General features: G+C 44.8%; 24 protein-coding genes and 1 pseudogene. 17 read left to right on the forward strand and 8 right to left on the reverse strand.

Annotated elements, in window-relative coordinates; translation table 11 throughout:
- Positions 1-348 precede the first annotated feature (348 nt).
- From QUA34_RS04430 to gmk, 13 genes and pseudogenes are all read left to right on the forward strand, one after another.
- Positions 349-1,032, forward strand: a complete 684-nt coding sequence (locus QUA34_RS04430; RefSeq protein ID WP_333326428.1) for a methyltransferase domain-containing protein — start codon at positions 349-351, stop codon at positions 1,030-1,032.
- A gap of 319 nt (positions 1,033-1,351) precedes the next feature.
- On the forward strand, positions 1,352-1,897 hold the full coding sequence (locus QUA34_RS04435) for an RNA 2'-phosphotransferase (RefSeq protein WP_333384315.1): 546 nt from the start codon (positions 1,352-1,354) through the stop codon (positions 1,895-1,897).
- Between the two features lie 70 nt (positions 1,898-1,967).
- Positions 1,968-3,176 (forward strand): AAA family ATPase, encoded by a 1,209-nt coding sequence (locus QUA34_RS04440; protein WP_333326424.1) that lies wholly within the window; start codon positions 1,968-1,970, stop codon positions 3,174-3,176.
- Entirely contained in the window at positions 3,151-3,336 is a 186-nt protein-coding gene (locus QUA34_RS04445) for a hypothetical protein (RefSeq protein WP_333326422.1), read from the forward strand. Before QUA34_RS04440 ends, QUA34_RS04445 begins: the two co-directional genes overlap by 26 nt.
- Positions 3,337-3,760: 424 nt before the next feature.
- A complete protein-coding gene (locus QUA34_RS04450; protein WP_333384319.1) occupies positions 3,761-5,971 on the forward strand; it encodes a PAS domain S-box protein in 2,211 nt (736 codons plus the stop codon).
- 26 nt (positions 5,972-5,997) lie between these two features.
- Complete coding sequence (locus tag QUA34_RS04455) at positions 5,998-6,291, forward strand: TIGR03792 family protein (protein WP_333326418.1); 294 nt, start codon at positions 5,998-6,000, stop codon at positions 6,289-6,291.
- Positions 6,292-6,356: 65 nt separating this feature from the next.
- Positions 6,357-6,636 (forward strand): annotated as a pseudogene (locus tag QUA34_RS04460) (IS1 family transposase); the annotation flags it as partial.
- Positions 6,637-7,074: 438 nt separating this feature from the next.
- Positions 7,075-7,551 carry a type II toxin-antitoxin system antitoxin SocA domain-containing protein gene (locus tag QUA34_RS04465; RefSeq protein ID WP_333326416.1) on the forward strand — a complete coding sequence of 159 codons (477 nt, stop codon included), beginning with the start codon at positions 7,075-7,077 and terminating at the stop codon, positions 7,549-7,551.
- The gene (locus QUA34_RS04470; protein WP_333326414.1) at positions 7,532-7,975 is read left to right on the forward strand and encodes a hypothetical protein; all 444 of its coding nucleotides are present in this window, start codon (positions 7,532-7,534) and stop codon (positions 7,973-7,975) included. The genes QUA34_RS04465 and QUA34_RS04470 overlap by 20 nt, the downstream gene beginning before the upstream one ends.
- Positions 7,976-8,780: 805 nt before the next feature.
- On the forward strand, positions 8,781-9,617 hold the full coding sequence (locus QUA34_RS04475; RefSeq protein WP_333384324.1) for a hypothetical protein: 837 nt from the start codon (positions 8,781-8,783) through the stop codon (positions 9,615-9,617).
- Positions 9,618-9,781: 164 nt separating this feature from the next.
- Positions 9,782-11,884, forward strand: a complete 2,103-nt coding sequence (locus tag QUA34_RS04480) for a M3 family metallopeptidase (protein WP_333384326.1) — start codon at positions 9,782-9,784, stop codon at positions 11,882-11,884.
- Between the two features lie 997 nt (positions 11,885-12,881).
- The gene (gene remA, locus QUA34_RS04485) at positions 12,882-13,148 is read left to right on the forward strand and encodes an extracellular matrix/biofilm regulator RemA (RefSeq protein WP_333046047.1); all 267 of its coding nucleotides are present in this window, start codon (positions 12,882-12,884) and stop codon (positions 13,146-13,148) included.
- A 78-nt stretch (positions 13,149-13,226) separates the two neighbouring features.
- A complete protein-coding gene (gene gmk, locus QUA34_RS04490) occupies positions 13,227-13,796 on the forward strand; it encodes a guanylate kinase (protein WP_333384502.1) in 570 nt (189 codons plus the stop codon).
- On the opposite strand, the gene QUA34_RS04495 is transcribed toward gmk, so the two are convergent.
- The gene (locus QUA34_RS04495) at positions 13,793-14,527 is read right to left on the reverse strand and encodes a hypothetical protein (protein WP_333384328.1); all 735 of its coding nucleotides are present in this window, start codon (positions 14,525-14,527) and stop codon (positions 13,793-13,795) included. The two genes, gmk and QUA34_RS04495, sit on opposite strands and share 4 nt — an antisense overlap.
- 236 nt (positions 14,528-14,763) lie before the next feature.
- Between QUA34_RS04495 and xseA the strand changes: the two genes are divergently transcribed.
- Together xseA and xseB are read left to right on the forward strand one after the other, a co-directional pair.
- Positions 14,764-15,933 (forward strand): exodeoxyribonuclease VII large subunit, encoded by a 1,170-nt coding sequence (gene xseA / locus QUA34_RS04500; RefSeq protein ID WP_333384331.1) that lies wholly within the window; start codon positions 14,764-14,766, stop codon positions 15,931-15,933.
- Positions 15,930-16,157, forward strand: a complete 228-nt coding sequence (xseB, locus tag QUA34_RS04505) for an exodeoxyribonuclease VII small subunit (RefSeq protein WP_333384333.1) — start codon at positions 15,930-15,932, stop codon at positions 16,155-16,157. The genes xseA and xseB overlap by 4 nt, the downstream gene beginning before the upstream one ends.
- Positions 16,158-16,379: 222 nt before the next feature.
- Here xseB and QUA34_RS04510 read toward each other — a convergent pair whose 3' ends face one another.
- The 7 genes from QUA34_RS04510 to QUA34_RS04540 form a co-directional block, all read right to left on the reverse strand.
- Positions 16,380-18,233 (reverse strand): CHAT domain-containing protein, encoded by a 1,854-nt coding sequence (locus tag QUA34_RS04510; protein WP_333384336.1) that lies wholly within the window; start codon positions 18,231-18,233, stop codon positions 16,380-16,382.
- A gap of 78 nt (positions 18,234-18,311) precedes the next feature.
- Positions 18,312-19,835, reverse strand: coding sequence for a tetratricopeptide repeat protein (locus QUA34_RS04515; protein WP_333384337.1), 1,524 nt, complete (start codon positions 19,833-19,835; stop codon positions 18,312-18,314).
- A 315-nt stretch (positions 19,836-20,150) separates the two neighbouring features.
- The gene (locus QUA34_RS04520) at positions 20,151-21,038 is read right to left on the reverse strand and encodes a DUF1822 family protein (RefSeq protein ID WP_333384340.1); all 888 of its coding nucleotides are present in this window, start codon (positions 21,036-21,038) and stop codon (positions 20,151-20,153) included.
- On the reverse strand, positions 21,014-21,982 hold the full coding sequence (locus QUA34_RS04525) for a hypothetical protein (RefSeq protein ID WP_333326397.1): 969 nt from the start codon (positions 21,980-21,982) through the stop codon (positions 21,014-21,016). The genes QUA34_RS04520 and QUA34_RS04525 overlap by 25 nt, the downstream gene beginning before the upstream one ends.
- Positions 21,983-22,276: 294 nt before the next feature.
- Complete coding sequence (locus QUA34_RS04530; RefSeq protein ID WP_006632574.1) at positions 22,277-22,486, reverse strand: CsbD family protein; 210 nt, start codon at positions 22,484-22,486, stop codon at positions 22,277-22,279.
- Between the two features lie 197 nt (positions 22,487-22,683).
- The gene (locus QUA34_RS04535) at positions 22,684-23,511 is read right to left on the reverse strand and encodes a PHP domain-containing protein (protein ID WP_333384343.1); all 828 of its coding nucleotides are present in this window, start codon (positions 23,509-23,511) and stop codon (positions 22,684-22,686) included.
- Positions 23,512-23,729: 218 nt separating this feature from the next.
- A complete protein-coding gene (locus QUA34_RS04540; protein ID WP_333384346.1) occupies positions 23,730-24,011 on the reverse strand; it encodes a hypothetical protein in 282 nt (93 codons plus the stop codon).
- A gap of 119 nt (positions 24,012-24,130) precedes the next feature.
- Between QUA34_RS04540 and QUA34_RS04545 the strand changes: the two genes are divergently transcribed.
- Positions 24,131-24,307 (forward strand): hypothetical protein, encoded by a 177-nt coding sequence (locus QUA34_RS04545; protein ID WP_333384349.1) that lies wholly within the window; start codon positions 24,131-24,133, stop codon positions 24,305-24,307.
- Between the two features lie 176 nt (positions 24,308-24,483).
- Positions 24,484-24,810, forward strand: a complete 327-nt coding sequence (locus QUA34_RS04550; RefSeq protein ID WP_333384351.1) for a hypothetical protein — start codon at positions 24,484-24,486, stop codon at positions 24,808-24,810.
- The last annotated feature ends 69 nt before the right edge of the window (positions 24,811-24,879 follow it).

Here is a 24,879-nt window from a genome sequence, read left to right on the forward strand (position 1 = left end):
ATTCTTGTTTGAAACGGGTATCATAACCGTCAACTTTTTGCTCACAATTACTCCTAGTATCTGGCACAAAGTCTCGTCTTCGGCAGGCTTTCGCGTCTGTGGCATTCTGCCTCATCTGCACTGAATGAGATATATGTGCATGACTAGACAGTTCCCAAATCAGGGGCGGGTTTGGGCGCACAAAGTCCCTATCTGGCGATCGTCCGTAACTTCTTTTAAATTATTTTCTTCAACATCTTGACAGGTCTGTATATTTTTTGTATTATAAAATGTAATATGCCTTCAGAGAAGAGAACCGGCTAACTGCCTTGACGCACTCAACTATTAACAATTTGAGGAAAATCGTCTGTGAATTTAGACGCTGTACGCGAGCAATTTGAACAAAGAGCCTTTGATTATGACGGCTTAATTCCCCGCATCATTCCGCGCTATGGCGAGCAACACGATGTAATATTGCAGTTAATCCCTTCTGAAACTAATGGTAACATAAAAGTTCTGGATTTAGGTGCGGGAACTGGCATACTGTCGGCTATGATTCTGCAAGCATTTCCTCAAGCAAAAGTCCTAGCCTTTGATATGGCCCAAAATATGCTGAAAACTTGCCAAACAAACTTGTCTGCTTTCCGAGAACGGCTGACCTTGCAGCAAGGAAACTTTGCCGAAGATGATTTCGGCAGCGGTTACGATTTGGTAGTTTCAGGCTTGGCAATCCACCACCTCGACAGCGCAGGTAAACAACAGCTATTTCACAAACTTTTTCACTCCATGAATCTAGGGGGAATCTTGCTAATTCGAGATATTGTGACAGGTGCTACTCCCCGGCTGACTGAGCAATACGAACAGTTGTGGCGGCAGTACATGAAAGCTAACGGAGAAGACGATGCAGCATGGTTTCAAAAATATCGAGAAGAAGATATTCCCTCCTCTGTTGAAGAGCAGACAAAGTGGCTTGCAGAAGCTGGTTTTGCCGACGTAGGATGTCACTGGCGCTATCTAAATTTTGCTGTTTTTGGCGGAGTTATCCCAAGGTAGAAGGCATTCGACAGAATGCAGAGTTTTTTGATAATTATCAAAAGCTCGTGAAAAGTCGCACACTGAAAAGTTTTTCATTCCCGGACGCAGCACCTAATTTTTTAGGTTCTTAAGGGCAACTTTACCACTATAATTCGCGCGTAAAACCATTCATTTTTTGCGATATGAATAAGTTTCAACAAACCTGTAGAGGCGGGTTCAGTCAAGCGCTCTCTGGCAGTACCAAGAGATTCAATAAACCCGCCCCCAGCCCACAATATAACCCGCTAGTGACATTTGGCAAAATGTGATTTAAAAGCTCAATAAATAAAGTAAAATCATGAGCGATTCTCGCTTAGTCAAAATTAGCAAATACCTGAGCAGACATCTGCGCCACGCGCCAGGGCGCATCGGCGTTGAACTCGATCCAGGTGGCTGGCTTCCTGTTAGCGAACTCCTCGATGCCTGCCAAAAAAATAAATTTCCTGTTCAGCTTGCAGAACTCAAAAAAGTAGTCGCGGAAAACGACAAGCAGCGCTTTTCATTTGATTCCACAGGCACTCTAATTCGTGCTAATCAAGGACACAGCGTAGAGGTTGACTTGCAGTTAGAACCCAGTGTTCCCCCGGATATTTTATATCACGGAACAGGTAGCACAGCCGTCGAGTCTATTTTCAGTCAAGGAATTAGGAAAATGTCGCGGCATCATGTTCATTTGTCCGTGAATATCCAGACGGCGCGCCAAGTAGGTGCAAGACATGGCATCCCGGCAGTCTTTACTGTAGATGCCGCAGCAATGCAACGCGACGGTCATACATTTTACTGCTCGGCAAACAAAGTTTGGCTAGTAGATTTTGTGCTGCCCGCTTATCTCAAAATAAGTTGATAATTTTCACTTTTTTTGTAGAATCTGTACCACAAAAAATGTAAAATAAGAGAAGTAGGAGTTTGGCAAAATGAGTGCGGAAGATATGGGCGATCGCGAAAACAATTTTAATCAAAACAATTCTCCAAATAGAGGTCTGCTAGGCTCTGGTTGGCGACCTTTTTACCGTCAATTGGATTGGGAACACCTGGTACATTTAGCGTCTAGCGATCCCTTAGAACTAGCTCAAAAAACTTTAGGGGTAGCTAGCGACCTTGCCGACGCAATGGGACGACACCAATATACTTGGTGGGCAAATATGTTAAATGTATTTTCGGAAAATACTCGCTACGAAATAGATGATTTTTGGGATTACATTACTCCGCAGCCAGTTTACCCGGATTACCGCTACAAAGACGTTTTAGTTACCGAAACGCCTGTGGTGCAATTGGTCAGCCGCGCTAGCATTCCCATCGACTACGTTCTCAACAAACTCCAAGAGATTACTGTTTTCAAAGTTCTGGATTTGCTAGGGAAACCGGATGCAATTACCCAGTCTTTTATGGAGCGACATTTTTCTTATCCCCCAGAGCGGTTTGTTAGCTGGGAACGCTTGGAAGTTTTGGGTACTGTTTATGCTTCTTGGGCTCGATTCGGCTGCTGGCTACAAATTGACAGCTACGACAGGGGAAGACGCTGCTACACTCTAATTTGCCAAGATATTGCGCCTCTCGTTAGCAAGGCAACTTACAATTTAGCGGTGATTCTGGGCGGGTACAAAAGCCGCGTCGGACAGGTTCACAGCCAGTTCCCAATTCGCACGTTTTCTGCAGAGGTTCAAAGTTTTACCGATACAGTTCAGCAGGCAATTTTGGATCAAAATCAGTTGGCTGTTTTGGTTAGTGGCGAACCGGGCACGGGCAAAACTGCTTGGACGCAAGCGGTAGCAAAGGAAATTTTAGTGCCGCTGGGTTATGTGATTTTTATCTTAGACCACGATGCTGTGGAAAATTTTGTGCCGCCGAGTTATTTAGAGCGGATTTGTATTATTATCAACGAGGCTGATAATTTGGCTCAAGATCGATCGACTGCCGAGGCCCAACGCACTAACAAAACTGAACATATTTTGAGTTTGCTGGATGGAACTTTGTATCAAAGCGTCATCGACGAACACGGCATTCAATTTCAGCAAAAACTCGTAGTTTTGATGACTTGCAACACGACTGAAAGATTAGATCCTGCAATGTTACGGAAAGGGAGAGTGGATTTTACCAGTGAATTTACGCACAAATTTGTTTGAGCGCTCTCTTGCATTCTCAAGCTATCTGGCGATCGCACTGGCTACACGATCTCATACCATGTTCGATGTGGGATTTGCATTTAAAGAATTGGGAATGACTGAGGAAGCTCATGGTTTGGCTCACGGGCCTACAGTTGCATTCTTTTGGGAACTTGTCTAAAATACCCAACAATCACTAGGAAATCTTCTGACTCTCAAAGTGTGGGGGAAAATTTCTTGAGTACCTATAGACCCATTGGTGTCACCAATCGTCTAAAACCCTTTGTCTCTCTCGTTTTTTGCCTAGTGTCGCTGCCATGTTGCGCCCCGGAATAGTCGGGGCAGGCAAGAGATATCTCCAGTCCCCTCCGACTATTCCGGGGGCGCCGACGTGATCTATGCCTAATGGTCAAACACCAGCAGGGCACTAGCTTTAGCCTTAAGTTGATAGCAATGCCTATAGACATATCCCCATCAAAAATGATATCAATGATGGGTGATACCCTCTAAGGGTATTGTCCGAGAGAGCAAATCAGGGGAAAACAGCATTTTTGGTCTCAAACAGAGTTTTTCAAACTTGACAGCTATGGAGGAAATCCCAAACCGTGCAAACTAAGCCAGTTCAGCAAAAAAGTCAGGGACTGGGAAGGTACGTTGACGGGAATGTCCCTATCGCCCAACAACCCGCAGAGGCAGCAGTGTCGGAGAGTAAAGAGCGATTTCGGCGGTTTGTGGAGCGCTCCGCCGAAGCCGTGGCAATGGTAGATTGTGAAATGCGCTATCTGTCGGTTTCCCGTCGCTGGGAAACAGATTGCGGGTGGGGCGACGGCGAGGCGATCGGCCGCTCTCATTGGGAACTGTTCCCGAATCTCCCGGAATATTGGGAGCAAAATGCCCAGGCTTGTTTGACGGGAGTTTTGGAATATAGCGAGTTTGTGGCAGGGCGATCGATCGCATCTGTATCAGGAAAAACCGCAAGCGGCTCTGTCAGCGAGTCGGTAAGATGGGTATTTCAGCCTTGGAAAAATAACGAAGGTGCGATCGGCGGTTTGATTTTGTTTGCATCTAAGATAGCTGAGGCTTCCGCTCAAACCAATTGCTATAATAAATTTCAGTCCGAGGTCAAAAGAAAGCAGTTAGAAACAATACCACAACTAACTCAAATTGCCCTCGAAAATGCTGCTGATACAATCTTTTTTAGTACCTCAGACGGTCAAATTTGCTACGCGAACAAAGCTGCTTGCCATCTTTTCGGCTACTCGGAATCGGAACTGCTAAACATGAGGGTTAGCGACATCGATTCGCAGTTGCCAGCATCGGATTGGCGAGAACACTGGGCTCAACTCAAGCAGCAAACCAACCTCACTTTTGAAACCAGTTACAAAACCAAAGACGGCGCCAGTTTTTCCGTCGAAGTTAAAGTCAATTATTTAGAATACGGCGGCTGCGAATACCGCTGCGCGATCGCCCGCGACATTTCCGCTCGCCAAGTAGCAGAATCAGCGCTCGTAGAGGCGAAAGAGCAACTTCAAGCCGTTTTGGACGCGGTGCCGGGATTAGTTTCTTGGGTAAGTTCAGATTTGCGCTATTTGGGAGTAAACCGACATTTAGCTAGCGCTTACAAAATGCCGTCCGAACTATTTATCGGTCAAAAAGTGGGTTTTTTAGATACAAGTCCCAAATTTAACGATTTAGTATACGATTTCTTTGGCAGCCATAAAAAAAAGACATCTCAAGAAGTAACAGCTAGCATCAGAGGAGAAAATAAAACTTATCTAATAGTAGCTCAAAAATACCATAACAATACGGCGGCGGTATTTGTGGGATTGGATATTACAGACAGCAAACAGTCTCTTTTCGCTTTGCAAGAATCCGAAGAACGCCTGCGACAACAAGCGGCTAAATTAGAGCAGACGCTGTTAATTTTGCAGCAAACTCAAACTCAACTGATTCAAACAGAAAAGATGTCTTCTCTGGGGCAGTTGGTAGCAGGAATAGCGCACGAAATAAACAATCCAGTTAGTTTTATTTCTGGCAATGTCAGCCACGCCACTGGCTACATTCAAGAACTGCTGCGAGCGATCGACCTTTACCAAAAATATTATCCCCATCCCGTGCCGGAAATTAAAGATTTGATGGAAGAATTAGACTTAGACTTCATCAAAAAAGACTTGCCAAAACTGCTAAATTCAATGAAAATCGGTTCCGAAAGGATTCGCGATGTCGTGCGATCGCTCCGCTTGTTCTCGCGTACCGACGAAGCCCAAATGAAGCCTGCTGATATCCACGAAGGTTTGGACAGCACTTTGCTGATATTGCAAAATCGCCTGCAAGCTAAAGGGGGACGGCCGGGGATTTCTCTAGTTAAAGAGTACGGGGATTTGCCGCGAGTTCACTGCTATGCGGGACACTTAAACCAAGTGTTCATGCACTTGTTGACTAATGCGATCGACGCTTTGGAAGAAGGGGGGAGAAATGCCGAAAAGTATGGTAAAATTCAAAATCAGTCTTACTTGTCTTCAGGCAGGTCGAGAGCTGAAGTATTCAATCCCGAAATTCGGATTCGGACTTCCGTGGTAGGGGAAAACGAAGTTGCGATCGCCATTAGTGACAACGGCCCTGGCATGACTGAAGAAGTCCTCGACTGCATCTTTGACCCTTTGTTTACTACTAAATGTCCAGACACCAGCACTGGTTTGGGTCTAGCCATATCCCAACATTTAGTAGTAGAAAAGCACGGCGGTAAGTTGCACTGTGTTTCGCGTCCGGGAGAGGGAACTGAGTTGATAATTAAAATTGCGATCGGCAACGATTAATTAGCTCTTTACAAATAGGAAATAATATGGTAATTGAGTGGCTCAAATTTAAAGTACCTCAAGAAAAGTGGGAGCAGTTTATTCAGCGAGATCAGGAAGTTTGGACTGAGGGACTAAAAAATTGGGACGGTTTTTTAGGCAAAGAAATTTGGGTAGATCCGGTGGAAAATGAGGTGGTGATGTTGATTCGCTGGGAAACTAGGGAGAAGTGGAAGTCGGTTCCGCAAAGCACAATAGATGAGTTGGATGCCCAAATGGGCGATTTGCAAATTGCGATCGCCGAAAGTCGCGAATATCAAGTTCGCAAGTTTTTGCATTAGTTAGTCAGCAGTCATCAGTCATCAGCCATTAGTCATCAGCCATTAGTCAGCATTTAGGAGCTTAAGGATTGTGGGATTCTCTACCGGCAGTTCCAGAGTCAATGTGCTTGTTTTTTCACCGACTTTTGGAGTGCTTATCAGAGAGTGTTTCCAAACAAGAGACACCAATCAGTAGTCAAGGAAAGTGGGCAAACTTCCTATATAGAAAGATTTAACAATAAGATGAGACAAAGAATATCTCGTTTAGTCAAAAAAACTCTTTCCTTTTATAAAAAAATCTCCAATCATATTGGAGCAATCTGGTCTTTTATTCATGAGTATAACGCCTGTTTATTTATAGAGTGAAAGCCTTGTTTTTCATGACTATGCAGGACTACCCACTTCCGAACTATAAAAACAAGTTATCTCATTGTTGGCGACAGAAAACCAACCTGTCAACTGCGCCAAATTGCTACAAAACGGACAACTATTATCATCAGATTTGCTAAACGCATTGCAATCTCTATGGCGGTGCTTGATAGAAAAACAGGAAAGTCTTTACACTTTGCCACCTGTACTGAAGCAGTATATCAAAGGATTGTAACTGATATCTTGGACGATTCTCAATCAGTCTTTTACGGGCGGGCAGGATGCCCACCCACAAAAAAATTAATTATTTGTGGGTGGGCATCTTGCCTGTTTTTGAGAATAGTACAAGATGTGAGTTGTAACCCAAATCCCAAATCCCAAATCCCAAATCCAACTGTGCTATCATAGAATACAAAACTTATTGAGTCGAATTATATGACCACAATAACTACAGTCACAACAGCCTCAAAACTCGCTGATTACTACATCTGGTTCGCGAATGACGTAGGTTCCTATCTCAGCAACCACAAGCTACAAAAACTATTGTACTACGCCCAAGCATGGTATTTAGCTTTTGAAGATAAACCGCTTTTTGATGAAGATTTTGAAGCTTGGGTGCACGGGCCGACTATCCCGGCTTTATTTTATGAATACAAAAAACAATTTGACTGGAAGCCAATTCTCAAAGAAGTCGAAAAACCCGAGTTTCCAGAAGAAGTACAAGAGTTTTTAGACGAGTTATCCGATGATTACTTCTTTCGGGATGCCTATGAGTTAGAATTGATGGTGCGACGCGAAGATCCTTGGATTAATGCTAGAGGTGAGTTGCCAAGAGATGAACCTTCTCATGCTACTATTACGAAGGAATCAATGAGAAAGTTTTACAAAACCCGTGTCATCGAAGAAGCATAAAAAAAGACAAGATACAGAGATTCGCAGTCAACCATCTTCGGCAAGGAGAGAGGTTGTCAATATCCAAATCCCAGAAGGAATTAGTTTTTCCTTCCGGTACTATCAGGATGATAAAGAGAAATTCTCCATTGGTGGTAGAGATGCTAAGTATCTAGCGTCTTTACTGAGAAGGCTGCGCGATTTGTCACAATTGAAAGCTCAAGAAATTATTAATAGCCAGAGTAAAAGCCTGCGCTGTCATGGAATAGTATGGCTAGATACAACTGAGCCTAATGGCTTCGGGATTCCCAATGAAGCTGCGCTAGTAAATGTTCCCTACCAGTTCCAAATATCTGCTAATGAATACGGCAGGGTGCATGGATTTTTTAGTGAAAATGTTTTTTATATTGTCTGGTTAGACCCAGACCACAATCTTTATAGTTGAAATTATAGCCGAAGGAAGAACGAAGAAGGAAGAAGGAGAATGCAATCCAAACAAATGATCTCGTGCTTAAGATTCGAGATTTCTTCAAGAAGTTGGGAATTTCAAACAGTCTGGGACTCACTCCGACTAAAGAAACCGGGTTGTTTACCGATTATGCGGACTGCGACGAACTATTATCTTAAAAAAAACGGTTTCTCCAACCTATGCGTCTAGGACTAATTTTAAGAAAATTTTGCATAGAGAGCTGAAAGAAAATTAACGCTTAAAAAGCCTACTGCGAGTACGAGAATGATAAAGATTGCGATACTGAAAATAGACTTTAGCCGATCGCCCATTCCGGGTTTTTCTGAGTTCATTGGTCAATTTTGGCAGTAAACTTGATCCGGGCAATTGAGAAAGAGTAAATTATACCAATGCGCGAACAAAAAGGCAACTCCAGACAAGCTCCAAATCCCGAGCTCCATCCGTAGGTCGCATTTTTTTAACTTTTAATCTCAAATCTAAAATCTAAAATCGTCTTAGGCATTGTTCGGTTAGCCTGGGCAGCTATTGTCGATCGCCCGAACCCGATGACCCTAACTCCTGTAAAATAGAGGGCGCGTTGGGGCGAACCTTTTAACAGCCGGAATTGGGCGCGATCGTCACAGGCTCCCAAATACATAATAATATGGCAGTCATCCTTAACTTACTCACAAAGGTAAAAATAGAAGAGAGCCAAGAAATAATCTAAAACATATAACTGAAAAAAGGATAGAAATCGATGCTCCACCCAATCTCGCAACCTTACCAACAACGAGTAAATACTATGACCCAAAGAGCCGTGCGGAAGCCAAAACCCTCTGTTGCAAACCACTTGAGACCAAGTTTTCCTCAAAGGCACTGGCTGGAGATGGCAGAGTACGCCTCTCTGGCGGCCTCTGGTTTGGGTTCCCTGGCGGTGGCAGTGTCGGGTCAAGCTTTTTACGGGGTGGCTCCCCTAACTTTGGCTTTGTCGCTGAATGTTGCTAACCGGTATCGGTTCGAGCAGCAAGTGCGGGTGCATCAAAATTCGGAAATGGCCCAAGTCCAAAAGTCTGTTAATAAAGTCGAAAAAACGGCGGTGACGGTAATTGTTAAATTACGCAAGCAGTTGTCTGCGGATATTGCAGCGCTGCGCCAGCAAATGGCTGCCATGCCTAGGGCTGAGGGCTTTGAGGAGTCGATCGATATTCAGCGGCAGTTGCTGAGTTTAGGAGAGTCGGTAGCTTCTTTGCAAGAAATCGTGGCGTCTGCTGTGCTCGATGTCCGCCAGCAGGTGAGCGAACAACTGCAAGATTTATCGGTTGGCCAACGGGCGAATCTCCAAGCTGTGGAACAGGCTATAGAGCAACTGCAAAGCGCCACGCAAGGCTTGGCAGAAACTTCTATCACCAGAGACGACTGGGAAGTAGTAAATACTCGATTTTTGGAAATCCAGAAAGTCATGGCCAATTTGCAAAGCCAACTGCAAGCTCCCGCACAGCAATCGACTGCGGATTTGTCTATTGTCCAAGCTCAAATCCACCGTTTGGAACACGAGCAGCAAGAAGTTGTCAAACCTCACCTCAAGCGCTTAATCTCGGTTGTCAAGGAGTTGCAGCACACACCAGAGAATCGTCAGTAGTCATTAGTCAGCAGTCATTAGTCATCAGTCAGAAGGAAGATTTTTAGACTCAGACATTCTGCAACTCACGCCCGATCGAGTCCAAATTTTTCGACAATTGTGTTACAAAATGAAAAGCTAATCTGTCTAGTTCACCTGTTCTCAACCTGTTACAAGAAAAATCAATGACTGCAACCGTAACTATTGCTGATAACCCGTTACTAATCGGTCAAGGATTGCCTCCATTTGACGCGATCGAACCAGAACACGTAGTCCCCGCTGTTACCCAACTGCTGACCGAACTAGAAGCCTCGCTAGCTGACTTAGAATCGTCTGTAGAACCGAGTTGGAGCGGCTTAGTAGAACCATTGCAGCGACTCGGAGAGCGTTTAAATTGGAGCTGGAGCATTGTCGGACATTTGATGGGTGTGAAAAATAGCCCGGAACTGCGATCGGCTCACGAAACAGTGCAGCCGGAAGTAGTAAAATTTTGGAGCAAGCTCAGTCAAAGCAAACCGCTTTATGAAGCTTTTAAAGCACTGCGGGCTAGTGAAAATTGGGACAGCTTAGAGTCAGCTCAAAAGCGAATTGTCGAAGCCGCTCTCCGAGACGCCCAACTCTCCGGCGTCGGTTTAGAAGGCGAGCAAAAAGAGCGTTTTAATGCCATTCAATTAGAATTGGCCGAAATTACTACCCAATTTTCTAATCACGTCCTCGACGCTACCAAAGCATTCAGCATCACCCTCACAAACAAAGACGAAATTGACGGTTTGCCGCCGAGTTTGTTGAGTTTAGCAGCTCAAGCCGCTCGCAGCGCTGGCGAAGAAAATGCGGATGCCGAAAACGGCCCTTGGCGGATTACTTTAGACTTTCCGAGTTACGGCCCTTTCATGCAGCACAGCACCCGCGGCGACTTGCGCGAAAAGTTGTACAAAGCTTTTATCGGCAGAGCAAGTAGCGGAGAATTGAATAACTGGCCGTTGACCGATCGCATTTTAGCTTTGCGCCAGGAAAAAGCTGCTTTGCTCGGGTTTAGCAGTTATGCCGAATTGAGCTTGGCGAGCAAAATGGCTCCCGACGTGACAGCAGTGGAAGCTTTGTTAGAAGAATTGCGTCAGGCTAGTTATGATGCTGCTGTCAAAGATTTAGAAGAATTGAAAGCTTTTGCTGCCGAAAAAGGCGCGGCGGAAGCTGGGGATTTGAAGCACTGGGATGTGGGTTTTTGGTCGGAACGGCGCAGGGAAGAAAAGTTTGCTTTTAGTGCCGAAGAATTGCGCCCTTACTTTGCTTTGCCACAGGTATTAGAGGGGTTATTTGGATTAGTCAAGCGGCTGTTCGGCGTGACAGTAACTGCGGCGGACGGTCAAACTCCTGTGTGGCACAAAGATGTGCGCTATTTCCAAATAAATGACGAAGAAGGAAATACGATCGCCAATTTCTATTTAGACCCCTACAGCCGCCCCGAGGAAAAGCGCGGCGGTGCTTGGATGGACGAGTGCGTGGTGCGCGCTAAATTTGTGGAAGCGGGAAAAACAACCACGCGGTTGCCGGTGGCTTATTTGGTGTGCAACCAAAGTCCTCCTGTTGACGGCAAACCGAGTTTAATGACTTTCTTGGAAGTCGAAACTTTGTTTCACGAATTCGGTCACGGTTTGCAGCATATGCTGACAACGGTAGACTATCCGGGGGCTTCGGGCATCAATAATGTTGAGTGGGATGCAGTGGAATTGCCCAGTCAATTTATGGAAAATTGGTGTTACGATCGCGCGACTTTGTTCGGGATGGCAAAGCATTACGAAACCGGGGAAACTTTGCCGGAACACTACTACCAAAAACTGTTAGCAGCGCGCCACTACATGAGTGGCACCGTCATGCTCAGGCAAGTACATTTTAGCAGCGTTGACATTGAATTGCACCACCGCTATCGATCGGGCGGCAGCGAAACTGTGGCAGATGTCCGCAACCGCATCGCTAAAACTACCACTGTTTTGCCTCCTCTGGAAGAAGACGCATTTTTGTGCGCTTTCGGACACATTTTTGCGGGTGGCTATGCGGCGGGGTATTACAGTTATAAATGGGCGGAAGTGCTCAGCGCTGATGCTTTTGCGGCGTTTGAGGAAGCGGGTTTGGAAGATGAAAGTGCGATCGCATCTACAGGCAAGCGCTTCCGAGATACAGTGTTAGGATTGGGCGGCAGTTTGCACCCGATGGAAGTGTTTAAAACTTTCCGGGGACGCGAACCGAGCACTAAAGCTTTGTTGAGACACAGCGGTTTAGTTGCAGCTTAATTTAAGTGTGGAATAACTGGGGATTAATGCGGGTGAATTTATCGGCATTAATCCCTATTTTTTGTTGAATAATATTTATACATCTCCTGTATGTGTAGGGTGCGGTGTGGATGAAGTCTTACCGCTATAATTTATATCAAATCAGGTAGCATCGGAATTATTTATCTCTCCGTTCTCTGACTCTGTGTTCTCTGTGTCCTCTGCGGTTTAATCATTCCAATTCAACCGGAATTCATCTCATGGGTAAAACCCCTTTCTGCCTAACTTTTGCTGAATTCAAAATGTTTGTAGTAAAAACTAAAGTGCTCAGATTTTTATACTAATTCCCACAATTATTGCTACATATAATCCTGCGACCATCTGTAGGGAAACGGCAGTGCCGTTTCCGGCGCGAGACTCTGCAAGTTTTCAGATTTGTTATAAAATTGATAATTGTAGCCACACTTTTTTATTGGTATTAATAAAACTCAAATTTTCACTACAAACCCATTTTATTGTAGAACATCATGCAATAAAAATCTGTAGTTTGGCACATCATCCCCCATCTTTTGGTAAAAAATCGGGCAAAAAGTGCGTTTGCGAAGCCCTCGAAGAGGATCGCCAGCGGCTTTTAGTTGAGCTTGGAAAGCTCATAAAACCAGCATTTGCGAATATTTACTGTTATTGATCACTGATTATACTTAAGTTTCCCTCTCCCGGAAATCAAGTTTATATTTCGCAACATTTATCGGCTTTGGTCTCGATACAGGTAATGCTTTTATTAGCAACTAAAAATTGAGGAGTTTACCGAATCTTTAAGATAGAGCGGCAATAGCGAGTCTTTTTTAAAATTTTGATAAAGAACCGGGGACTCGGCGTCAAAAGGGTAAAAATTTTAGGTAGAAACTAAAAAACTTAGTTGGGATTAATTTGAGGATTGTCATAAAAAATCTTTGTATATTATATGATCAAAAGTAAGGATTGATAGTTAGCCGTTCACCCATAGATTAAGATTTTCATGGATATTCAATTAATTAATATCGGTTTTGGTAACATTGTGTCTGCTAATCGAGTGATTGCCATTGTCAGTCCAGAGTCAGCGCCAATTAAGCGGATTATTACTGATGCGCGGGAGCGGGGACAACTGGTTGACGCAACTTACGGCCGTCGCACGAGAGCGGTAATTATTACAGATTCGAGTCACGTCATCCTCTCGGCGATTCAGCCGGAAACGGTTGCTAATCGTTTTGTGGTGAGCAAAGACGGTCAAGGTCGGGATGATTAAGGTTTGTCAGTTGCAATTTGAGCGTTTACAGTCTAAAGTAAGCAGAAACTTAAATTGTTACACGTTTCTATTCTAAAGATGAAATCTGGTAAATTAATTGTTCTGACGGGGCCTAGCGGTGTGGGGAAAGGCACCTTAGTACGATCGCTCCTCAATCGCCATTCCGAATTGTATCTTTCGGTATCCGTGACAACTCGATCGCCCCGTGAGGGAGAAATTGAGGGACAGCATTACTATTTTGTCAGCCGCAGCCGCTTTGAACAAATGGTTGAGGCTGGAGAGTTGGCGGAATGGGCCCAGTTTGCCGGTAATTTTTACGGTACTCCTTATTTTGGTCTCAAGCAAGGAATTGGTGAGAGAAAATGGGTAATCCTCGAAATTGAGTTGGAAGGGGCAAGGCAAATTAGGAATAATTTTCCAGAGGCGCTGCGAATTTTTATTTTACCTCCTTCTTGGGAAGAATTGGAGCGGCGGCTGCGGAGTCGGGGTCAAGATTCCGAAACTGCGATCGCCCGTCGGTTGGTACGGGCTAAAGAGGAAATCGAAGCTGCGGGGGAATTTGATTTCCAAGTTGTTAATGACGATTTGGAAGTTGCTTTGAAAAAGCTAGAATCAATACTTAATTTGGTTGAGCTGTCAGGTAACTAATGACTAATTACCCATTTCTCAGTACGCGCTAAAACTTCGCTACTTTGTTTGATAGCAACACAAACTTTTAAATTCAATTCCAGAATATTTAAAGAAGGCGGAAATTTCCGTATCGGTTCGATTTCGCGAGGAGAACAGCCCAACATTTCCATATAAGCTAGCGTCCAGCCAATAGCTGCAATGTCCTCTACATTGCCTTCTCCGGCGCAAAGGTAACAGCCCAATTCGCCCTCCGGCCCACACTCAGGACAAACCCAATTGCCCAGTTGTGAATGGGGCAGATTTGTGCGGGAGGCGGACGCAATTGTTAATGCTTTAATATGATTTTGAACTACTTGTTGAAAACCTCGGCTTTGGTTGCTGCGGTAGTCGGAATTGCCGTGCGATCGCCCGATTTCTTCTACTGGCTGTTGTGGCGAAGCAAGAGAGGCTGTTTGATTATCCCTGCTTACTCTAGATTCGCCTAGGTTCGCAGTTAGCTGAATACCATAGTCTTTCGACTCCGCAGTCTGAGAGTGGTTGAGTGCGCTGGAGGAATCGGGTTCGGAAGTTGTGAAGGATTGTTCTATGCGATCGGCAAAATCTTGCATTGAGAGGTGATGTTCGATCGCCAAAGACCAAGTTCTTTTATGTCGGAGGTCGCCATATTTTCTGGCTTCTTCCTCAGTAATGCCGATCGCCGCAGCCTCTTGGCGCAGCACATTCATCGAAGTCATTGTATCTGATATCATTAGTTTGTTTGCAGTTAAAATTACGATCGCCCACTCAGCCTACAAATAAATTACCTTAGATATACTACAATAGTCCGGACTATTTTGAGATCCTAGTGGGAAACCCTTGATTTTCCGTTATGAAAGAGATTGTACAATCGCCCTGACACCCTTATTTTACGCTTGGCAATCACACACTGTCCGAAGCATTGATAGTAGCCTAAATCTAAAATCTAAAATCTAAAATCTAAAATTGGATGACTTCAATTCTTCCCGATACAGCTTTATCTGTTGCTGGACTAACATCATACCTGCAAGAGTTGTTGGAGGGCGATCGCAACCTGCAATCAGTTTGGCTGACAGGCGAGGTGTCGAACGTTTCGCACCACCCCAGCGGCTGCTTTTTCACTCTGTGCGACACCGACAAAAGCGCTGCTATTCGCTGCGTGGTGTGGAATTCTCAGCGGCAAAAATTGGTGCAAATGCCGGAAAAAGGCGAACAGTTGCTGGTTTTGGGAAGCATCCGGGTTTACAAAAATCGCGGCGAGTACCAGTTGACTGTTGTGCAATCGCTACCGGCTGGGGCAGGATTGCAGGCTTTGCGGTTGCAGCAATTGCGATCGCGCTTGGATGCTGAGGGTTTCTTCGATCCCGCCAGAAAGCGCCCGATTCCGGCACACCCGCAAATTGTGGCAGTGGTGACATCCGATACCGGCGCTGCTTGGGGAGACATTCAGCGGACTCTAGCCCAAAGATATCCGGGTTTGCGGGTGTTGCTATCGCCGACAGGAGTGCAGGGAGAATTGGCTGCTGCTGCCATTGCTAGGGCGATCGCCCGTGTAGAATTGGACGGTAGGGCGGATGTGATCATTTTAGGGCGGGGCGGCGGTTCTGCGGAAGATTTGGCTTGTTTTAATGATGAGAGAGTTGTCAGGGCGATCGCCAATTGTGCGATTCCAATTATTACAGGCATCGGGCACGAAAGAGATGAATCTCTCGCGGATTTAGTAGCAGATAAACGAGCCCACACTCCCACTGCGGCGGCGGCTCAAGCTGTACCAATTTTAGCAGATCTTTACTTTGAACACAAGCAGCGAATGGTCAATTTAGCAAGTGCTGTGCGGGCAAGATTTCAGACAGAAGAAGAGCATTTGCAACTGTTACAAAATCGATTAAAACGTTTGCCTGCGACCTCCCGAACTTTGCGGCAAGCAACTGGTAAACTGGAGGTATTGCAAGAAAAGTTATCCGCACTGAATCCGGCGGCGGTATTGCAAAGGGGTTATGCGGCGGTAATCCAAAGTGACGGTACGATCGTCCGCACAACTGACGGTTTGGAATTGGGAGAGGAATTGACTGTGAGGTTGAGTCGGGGCGTGCTGAAAGTTAAGATTGTAGAAGTATTGGATGCGGAAGAAAAGTTATGATTGATTCGCAGTTGCGCCAGTCTGACTGGAATTATGAGGAAACGGTCGATCGAATTGAAGCGATTATCGATCGGGTGGAATCGGGAGAGTTGCCTCTAGAGGAGGTTTTCGAGCAGTTTGGGGTGGCTGTGGAGTGTTTGCAGGAGTGCGAAAGCTTTTTGGCGCGGGGGAAGGAACAGATGGATTTGGCGATCGAGCTTTTGGCCGCAGAACCGGATTTTTAAGCGCAGGTGAACGGGGATTAAGGCGGATAAATGTAGGTGAAATAGCAGGTGAAACCGAAAGTCCGACAGGGAATTAATTCCCTGTCTCATAGCGAAAGTCCTCTGAAGAGGACTGTTAAATTCATTAGTCCTCTTTAGAGGACTTGCGCTATGAGGCGGGGATTTCAATCCTCGCCGGAATGTGTGTCAGACGTGTTTGTTAACACCATCAAACACCACAAATCAATGCAAACCCTGACAAATAAACCCCGACCAATAACTCAAATCATCAAAAGGATTTGGCATAGTGTAAATATTTTCTTTCAAACTTTCATATCCTTTCTTCTGTTTCTGAATCTGATTCTCTTGCTTCGTTATTTTCTTCAACTCCGCCCCCAACTTATTAAACTTATCCGTCTCATTGTGGTAGGATTTCTGCCGCAATTTTAATTTGTGTTTTTCCTTTTGAACCACAGCCAATTTTGACTGTAAATCCCCAATAATTCTCTGAAGCAACGGATCGATTTGCGGTTGATAAAGCTCTTTCAACTCCGCACCCGAAATTGTCCGCAACCTCACCTGTGCCCGCCACAAAGCCTCTGGACGACTCAAACCTTCCTTGGGACTGCGATACTGATAGTAAAAAATCGCAAACAACGAAGTAGCAAAATCATCCACCGCCCACAAAGTGCTGACCACACTCCGAGCTCCCGCACACAAAAACCCCGTTCCCAAACTAAGAAGATTATCGGTAATTTCCGTCCCTCCTAAATTAGTTTCGCAGCAGGACATAAACACATCGGATAACTGCGGCAAGCGCCAACCAGGTGTCATCAATTCCCCTAATGTGATACTCCCGTCTCCTAAAAACAATCGCGATTCTAAAGGATTGTCCAAACGCGAAACAGCGTGGTGACTGGAGTGGATTACATTCACATTTTGGGCGAGGTTTCGATAGGCTGCGACTGTTGCTTCTTGACTTCCTTTTAAGCGCTCAGGTTGGGTCACAATTTCGGCAATTTGTTCGCACTCAAAAGGAGTGAAGTACAAATCATCAGTGGCATTTTCCACAATCCCGTATTTGGGCGATTCGATGGTTTCGTCTTTACTGCAATACTCCAAAATTCTGCAACTGGGAACGTAACGAATCAGGAAATAATCGCTAAGAGCCCCCCCCGGCCCGCCCTTGCTAAGGGGGGGAGAAAGAAGAGATTCTTGTTCCTTAGCAAGCCCAGAATCCAGATTTTTAAGCCCCCCCTTAGCAAGGGGGGGTTGGGGGGGTTCTATCGGCAATGCCGCCAGCGGAATCTGATGCAAATACAAATGCGGAATCACAATCAATTCCTCAATCCCATCCAAACAATTACCAATCAACTCATCAACTTTCAACCGCTGCGACACCTGAGACAAAAACTCACCCATCCCCTGTTGCCAAATTTTCCGATCCTGCAAATAAGGAAACAACCAACTCTCGCGAATCCACTTTTGAAATTTTCCCAAACCCTCTCCCTGACAAGTGTGAATCTGCGGCGCTTTATCCTTGTAAATCACAAAAACATGAGTGTCATCAGTCGTGGTATAAAAACAGAGAATCGCCCTCTGCGAATTGTCAATCAATTGTTGTATCGCCGCAAACTCCATCGGCTCGACTTGAACTTGTCCAGCTAAAACTGGATCTAAACTGCGAATATTTTCCCAGATTTGCTGTTTTTCCCTTTCCAATTCTTGAATCTTCTCCGTGTAAGCAGAAGTATCCGCCCGACTGCGCGACTGACTCGCCACACTGGCTAATTCTTTATTGCCTTCAGAAGGTTTGCGGAGTTGTTCAACTTCTGCGTCAATTTCCCGCTGCTTCGCCTCAAATTCCTGCAAATATTTTTGCACTGCGGGCGGAATTTCGCCGCTAGCATACAAGTCATTGCTGTGCATTAAATCGACTAACCGCTGAGCACGGGTTCTGTCACAATATTCTATGGCTTTCTCCAGTTGGTTGTTGTTGACACAAGCTTGAATTGCCTTTTCGTAAACACCTATAGATTCTGCTAAAATCTGCTGGCGGATATCGTCGGAAGTTGCCCAACTTCTGCTTTTTTCCACCGCTTGAATCGCTTTCTCGAATCCTTCAATGGCGATCTTCCAGAAACCAGCAGTGAAAGCGGTATTGCCGAGGTTTCTTCAGGTTGTGAGACAGTTTAAAGGGAAAGCAGCAGGAGTGCGAATTTCTAATGCTAAGCGATAACAGGCGATCGCATCTTCTATATTCTTTGCCCTGACTCCTTCTCTGTCACCATAGGCATTCCCCAAATTGTTTTGAGTCATTGCCCATTGTTCGGGATAATCCTCGCGGGTATAGACATCTAAAGCTAGCAAATAACAAGCGATCGCATCTTCTATATTCTTTGCCCTGACTCCTTCTCTGTCACCATAGGCAGTCCCCAAATTGTTTTTAGTCCTTGCCCATTTTTCGGGATAAGCCTCAGGGGTATAGACTTTTAATGCTTCCCGATAACAAGCGATCGCCTCTTCTATATTCGCCGCCCTGACTCCTTCTATTCTGTCACTATAGGCATTCCCCAAATTGTTTTGAGTCGCGGCCCAATCTTCGGGATAATTATCGGGGGTACGGACTTTTAATGCTTCCCGAAAACAGGCGATCGCATCTTCTATATTCTTTGCCATGGCTCCTTCTCTGTCACCATAGGCAGTACCCAAATTGTTTTGAGTCATTGCCCAATATTCGGGATAATTCTCGTGGGTATAGACATCTAAAGCTAACCGATAACAGGCGATCGCATCTTCAATATTCTTTGCCCTGACTCCTTCTATTCTGTCAGTATAGGCAAGCCCCAAATTGTTTTGAGTCAATGCCCATTGTTCGGGATAATCCTCGTGGGTATAGACATCTAAAGCTAGCCGATAACAGGCGATCGCATCTTCAATATTCTTTGCCCTGACTTCTTCTATTCTGTAACTATAGGCTATCCCCAAATTGTTTTGAACCGTTGCCCATTGTTCGGGATAATCCTCGGGGGTATAGACATCTAAAGCTAGCCGATAACAGGCGATCGCCCCTTGAATATTCTCTGCCCTGACTCCTTCTATTCTGTCCCTATAGGCATTCCCCAAATTATTTTGAGCCCCTGCCCATTGTTTGGGATAATCCTCGCGGGTATAGACTTCTGATGCTGTGCTATAACAAGCAATACCTATTTCTAAATTCCATGCCCGCCGCCCCAGGGGAAACTCCTGAATTAAGTTGCCAAAATTGCCAATAACTGCTGCTAGGTATGCAGCTTCTTCTGAGGTAGCTTCTATGAATTTGGATGTAGCCCAAGCTTGTAATATTAGAGCAAAATTTAAATCCAATTTATCGAAGTTTTGTTGTAAATTAGGATAAACAACTTGAGGATTTTTGTCACTGTATGACGTTGCTTGCAACACCTCTATCAAGAAAAATAAATACTCTTCAGCAGTTGCTGTACTGGTGACATAATTTGCCAAATTTGCCGCTAGATTCTGCAACCAAGCTGCCTTGGAGTTACCCTCTGCCGCCATCTTCTCCGCTTCCGCTTCCATGACTTGCACAAAATTAGCATCAACTAACTCTCGATTCGCGTTGAGAATATCATTTGCACCGTTAGGGCACTCAAGCAGGGCTTGAATCAGTTGGAGATAGGCGGCGAGGCGTTGTTCGTCCATTGGAGTTTACCTTTATTCTGTATATATATCGATCGGCAATTTGGGCGAGAATTATGCAGATTCCTGAAAAATTCTAGATATTTGTCTTTGGAATGTTGTATGGGCGGGTTCACCAACCATCAGCGCCAAAAACAAACTCGAAAACCCGCCCCCACCCCATGCAAAAAACCCAAAAACGCAATATTTTAATGGTTTTTTCGTATTGATGACTTTTAGGGGCGGTTTTTTTTAATTTTTGATTTTTATCAGATATGGTTAGTGAACCCGCCCCTAAAAGTCATGGAAATTTATCCATATTTCTGGGAGATTGCCGATTTATGACAAGGCAAAATCATCACCATCTCCCCAAATCTCAGCTAACTTCTCCAACAAATCTTCAGCAATCAGATTCAGTTCCGCTTTCACATTCTCCTCAATATCTGAAGCTTTCTCAACAGGTGAAGATTTATCACGAGAGAAAGATATATCTCTATTTTCCAAACCTCGACTACTATAACCACTTCCCGCTAAAGCCTTCCCCCCTTCATATCCCCAGTCAGATTTCTCACTACTGTGCAAAACTTTATTCAAAATTGCCACAATTTCAGAAATAGATTTGTTTTGCAATTTCTCCCGCACTTGTGCTTGTACGGGGTCATCTTCTTCCAAATCAGATAGCAACTCTTCAATTTCACCTTGCAACAGCGGAATTGCCAACTCAATCCGATCCAAATAATCCCACAATTCCTCAACTGGTTTGAGATTAGTTAGAGAAATTTCTTCAGTGTCATCCTGAATTTCTACAGCCGGAATAAAGCCCAAAAGTTTCACCTTATCGAAAGGTTCGGCAAACTGAACGACGATATATGCAATGCGGTTTCCTCGCACTTCCGGCAGAGAAATCGCCGATTCTCCAAGCTGAACCGGACAACATTCTATCTTGCCAATCCCCGGCAAAACCAAATCGCCGACATCCAAAACCGCCCGCCTTGCTGGATTCCAACTATCACCACCATCAATATCAGTTTCCATTTCCATCCATTCCAAAAAATAGTTAACCGCCCAAACCGCCAGGGTATTGAAATAAACCCGCTTGCCTTTTTGCGGATTAGCTTGCTCTGAAGCAAATTGCAGAGCAAAATTGCGGGCACTTTGCTCCAGAGGAATTTGTAACAAATAAGTATCCATGCTATTCACCATTATTCCTCCGGTTGATATCCACATTCTTTAGCAATTCTATTGCCAATCTCTTTAACGAGTTCAAAACCTGTTCTTTTCCAGTGAGAGTTGAGAGTTTGATAGTCAATATTTAACTCTCTGGCAATTACCGATAATTTATCAGGAGGGTCTTTCAGCAGCAATCGCACTGCCAGTATGTGACAATTGGCATCCGGTCGAGGGCGACGATTTTCGGGAGTGTTTGGCTGAGTCTTATCTATTTTTTCATTGGGATAACTGTTTCGCAGTTCTCCCGTCGGATCGTCTTCAATACACTGCCATAGTTTGCGGCCGATGCGCTGCTTATTGTGAGCTTGTTCTCTCTCGATGAGTTGCTCAATCCCATTTTTTGTGGTATCGTCTATCGGTTGTTGAGCCTCAAATTCTTCACCGGGGTTGCTCGTAATCGGAGTATCAAAACTAACAGTAAAAATCTGTTGCTGCATCCGGCGATATTGGTCATAGACTTTGTTCTTGAGAGTTTTATTGAACCGCTGAACCACTCGGGTTCGCAAAACATCAGCAGCGAGATTGTCGAGGTCAATTCCCCGCAAAAATGCCGAAAGCGTTTTGATAAAACCGCAAGAAGCTTCCTGCATCATTTCCTCTAAATCAATATTAGGATAAGGATGCTTGCGAATTCCGGGCAAATGGGGAATGAGTTGGCACAATTGATTTTTGAGTCTTTCTTTTTCCTTACTACCCTCTTGCGAGTCTTTCAAGAGTTGTAGAAGTTGGCGTAACTGTTCGTCGGTGTTCACAGGCACGTTCGGATGACATCGAGATAATTCGATTATCCCAGGGAAAATAGCGCTGTAACGTGCCAGCAATAACAAACTCAAGGAAATCGGTTTGAGTTCCCAACCCGTGGGTGGAAGCAACAAGTTGAAACTTGCCGCTACAGGAACTAAACCTGCTAAGGCTTCGACGGGGGTATCATGTCTCGTCATAGTCCAGTTTTTGCGTGTTGATACTCTGATATCGCAGGTTTTGGCGGCTTTATGCAGAATAGAGCAAAAATTTTTCGTAAAGGCAATGCGATAAGGAGTTCAGTCCTTACTACGAAATTAATCCGGTGTAAAATTAACAATTATAGGGACTTCTCCATTGCGCTTTTGAAGAGATATCGCAGGAGTCACTCAGTTTATGCACATTCCAAAAATAAATCATATCAAACCCTATTGATAGCAAAGGATTTGATATGAAGCGAATTCTATTAGCCAGGATTGGGTATAGCGCGGTTTCTACAATTTGTCGATCGACCTTTTCGCTTTATCTGCCAGATTTTTCACGGCATTTTTAGCATCTTCTGCTGCGTGGCGGGCGGCAGCTTCGGCTTGTTTGGCTTTGCCTTCAACCTGGTCTTTTCTGTTGCCCGTAATATTACCGAAAATTTCCTGAGCTTTGCCTTCTAAATTTTTGCCGATCGCCTTCGCTCTGTCTTCTGTACTCATGATAAGCTCCGTTTGGCAAGTTGCTATACTAAAATTGTAAAATCAACTCGCCTGCAATTACCTTTAACTTCATATTAATTTATATTCTGCTTGACCTCGGTCTTCTGCTGATGATTTACTTGCGGCAAACTCGTCACTAAAAAAGCCAAGGATTTTTTTTGACAACTGTATAAGTCGGCAAAATTCGTCCTAAAAAACTATTTCAAACTCGCCGCAGCAACCTTAATCGGTTCCAGTAATTCTAACGGCAAATGCAGCATATTCAATTGGGTGCTATCTGCTGCTTTCCTTTCCGGATCGGGGCCGTGATAATCGCTGCCACCAGTTGCCAGCAAACCGTAATCAAGACACAAATCTTTCAACTTTTGGATTTGGCTGGAACTGTGGCTAGGATGGTATACTTCAACTCCCATTAAACCAGCATCTACTAATTCTTTTAAGACTTCCTCAACACCGCCGCCGCGAAATAAATAAGGGTGAGCCCAAACTGGTACTGCGCCACAACTTTTCAGTAAATCAATGCCTTCGACGATCGAGAATTTATCGTAATGCACATAAGCCGGGCCGTCATCTCCCAGCCAGCGATCGAATGCTTCCCGCGATGATTTCGCGTGACCAGCTTTTACAAGTGCAGAGGCAATGTGAGGCCTTCCCGGTGCCATTCCTGGGGATGTTTTTGGCAGTTCGATCGCGTATCCCATTGCTGCTAATTTTTCGACCATTTCTTGCGATCGGCGAAACCTTCCTTCCAGGCGATCGTTCAAAGGAACTCGCAACTTATTTGCATCGGGATAAAAACCTAAAATGTGCAGCGAACGGCCGTTGTGAACGGTGCTGAGTTCGAGTCCGGGGACTATTTCGATACCGTACAAAGCAGCAGCAGCGAAGGCTTCATCCCAACCCGACATCGTATCGTGATCGGTGACAGCCAAGGCGCGAACCCCCGAAGACGCGGCGGCGGCTACGAGTTCGGCAGGGGTGAGAGTGCCGTCGGAATAAGTAGTGTGGCAGTGGAGTTCTAGCATTTTTTTCGGTAAGTTAAAGTCTGTGAAACCTGCAATTATTCCCCTCACTCATGTGACATATATCGTCCCCTGCGCTCGACAAGTTTTTAGGTAATTTCCATCTGTGAGCTGTAATAAGTTTTCGCGCATTTAATGGGGAAATTTCTGTTTATTAAAAGCTTGCGTGGGGTGGGCATATTGCCCGCCTTTCAGTTTAATTTAGATGCAGAACACCTTAGCTATTTCTTGATTTCTCGCATTGGGTAAAGGACACCCTCTGGCAATTTGGGAGGAACCGGCGATATTTCAATACTTTGTATGTTGTGAACTGGGATAACTACCAGTTTATCTGCCAATTCGAGAATTATCGGGTCTGCAGTCAACATTTTGTGCAGGCGAGTGCCTAAAGTTGCTTGCTCTCCTACTGTTCCCTCTGGCGCAATGAACTGGAAGTGTTGCTGTTTGCCGTTGATATAGTGGATTGTCAGATTGATAATTCCTTCTTGGTTGGTTGCTTGCATAATTTTTTCCCCCTAACAGTCGATCGGGACTTCGCAAAATTAACAATAAATCAAAACTGGCGATCGCACCACCGTTGGAAAGCTCGTTGCAAAGCTTTTGACCAAACGAGGCTGTCGATATGAAAGTTCGCGTGCTGCTAATTTTATCACAAAAACTGTACGGAAACTCGCCAACTTACCCAGTATACAATTGGCAGTCGCGCTGTCTTTGCTCCTCAATGCGCGAGAGCCTTCGCCAGCAATATTTGGTCGATCGGGCTTTCTTCTATGCCAGTTGGCAAAGTGGCTCAATTTAGCCTCTCTAGCGACTTGAGTCAAAGCGGTCTCAAGTCATACAGCAGAGGCATTTGACCGCTTTGGGTGTCAAGGTTTTTCGAGCTGGGAACTGTGGAGGTTAGGATAGCGGCATTCTGCTGTCACTGACCTAGAGGATTTTTTTATAAATTAATAACATAACATTCAGGTACAGCTTATGAAATCCACACTTTGTTTTCCCGAAACTTCTCTTCACTCTAACGCAGTCACTGTTAACAATAATGCTATTGACTCTTGTATCCTTACAGCTTGGATTGACTTAGTAGGAGGAGACTTTGATAATTTGGGAGGAGATGATTGGCTTCCCTTGTGCGGCGACATTGATGACGGCGAAATTTACCGCGAATGGTTTTTGTGGCAAGACAGCGAAGTAACTCAAGAATGGGAAGCTTACGATCCCATTACTAATTATCGAGTTGTGGCACCTAGCCGAGAAATGATGATTGCTAAAATCGACCAAATAGAAGCTTCCAGAACAATTTAGTTGAATGGGAGAATGTTAAATCTTGATTTTCAACTTTAATAAAAATTCTGTAAAAAAAACCGGTTTCTC

This window comes from Microcoleus sp. POL10_C6 (assembly GCF_036701585.1).
GTDB lineage: Bacteria > Cyanobacteriota > Cyanobacteriia > Cyanobacteriales > Microcoleaceae > Microcoleus.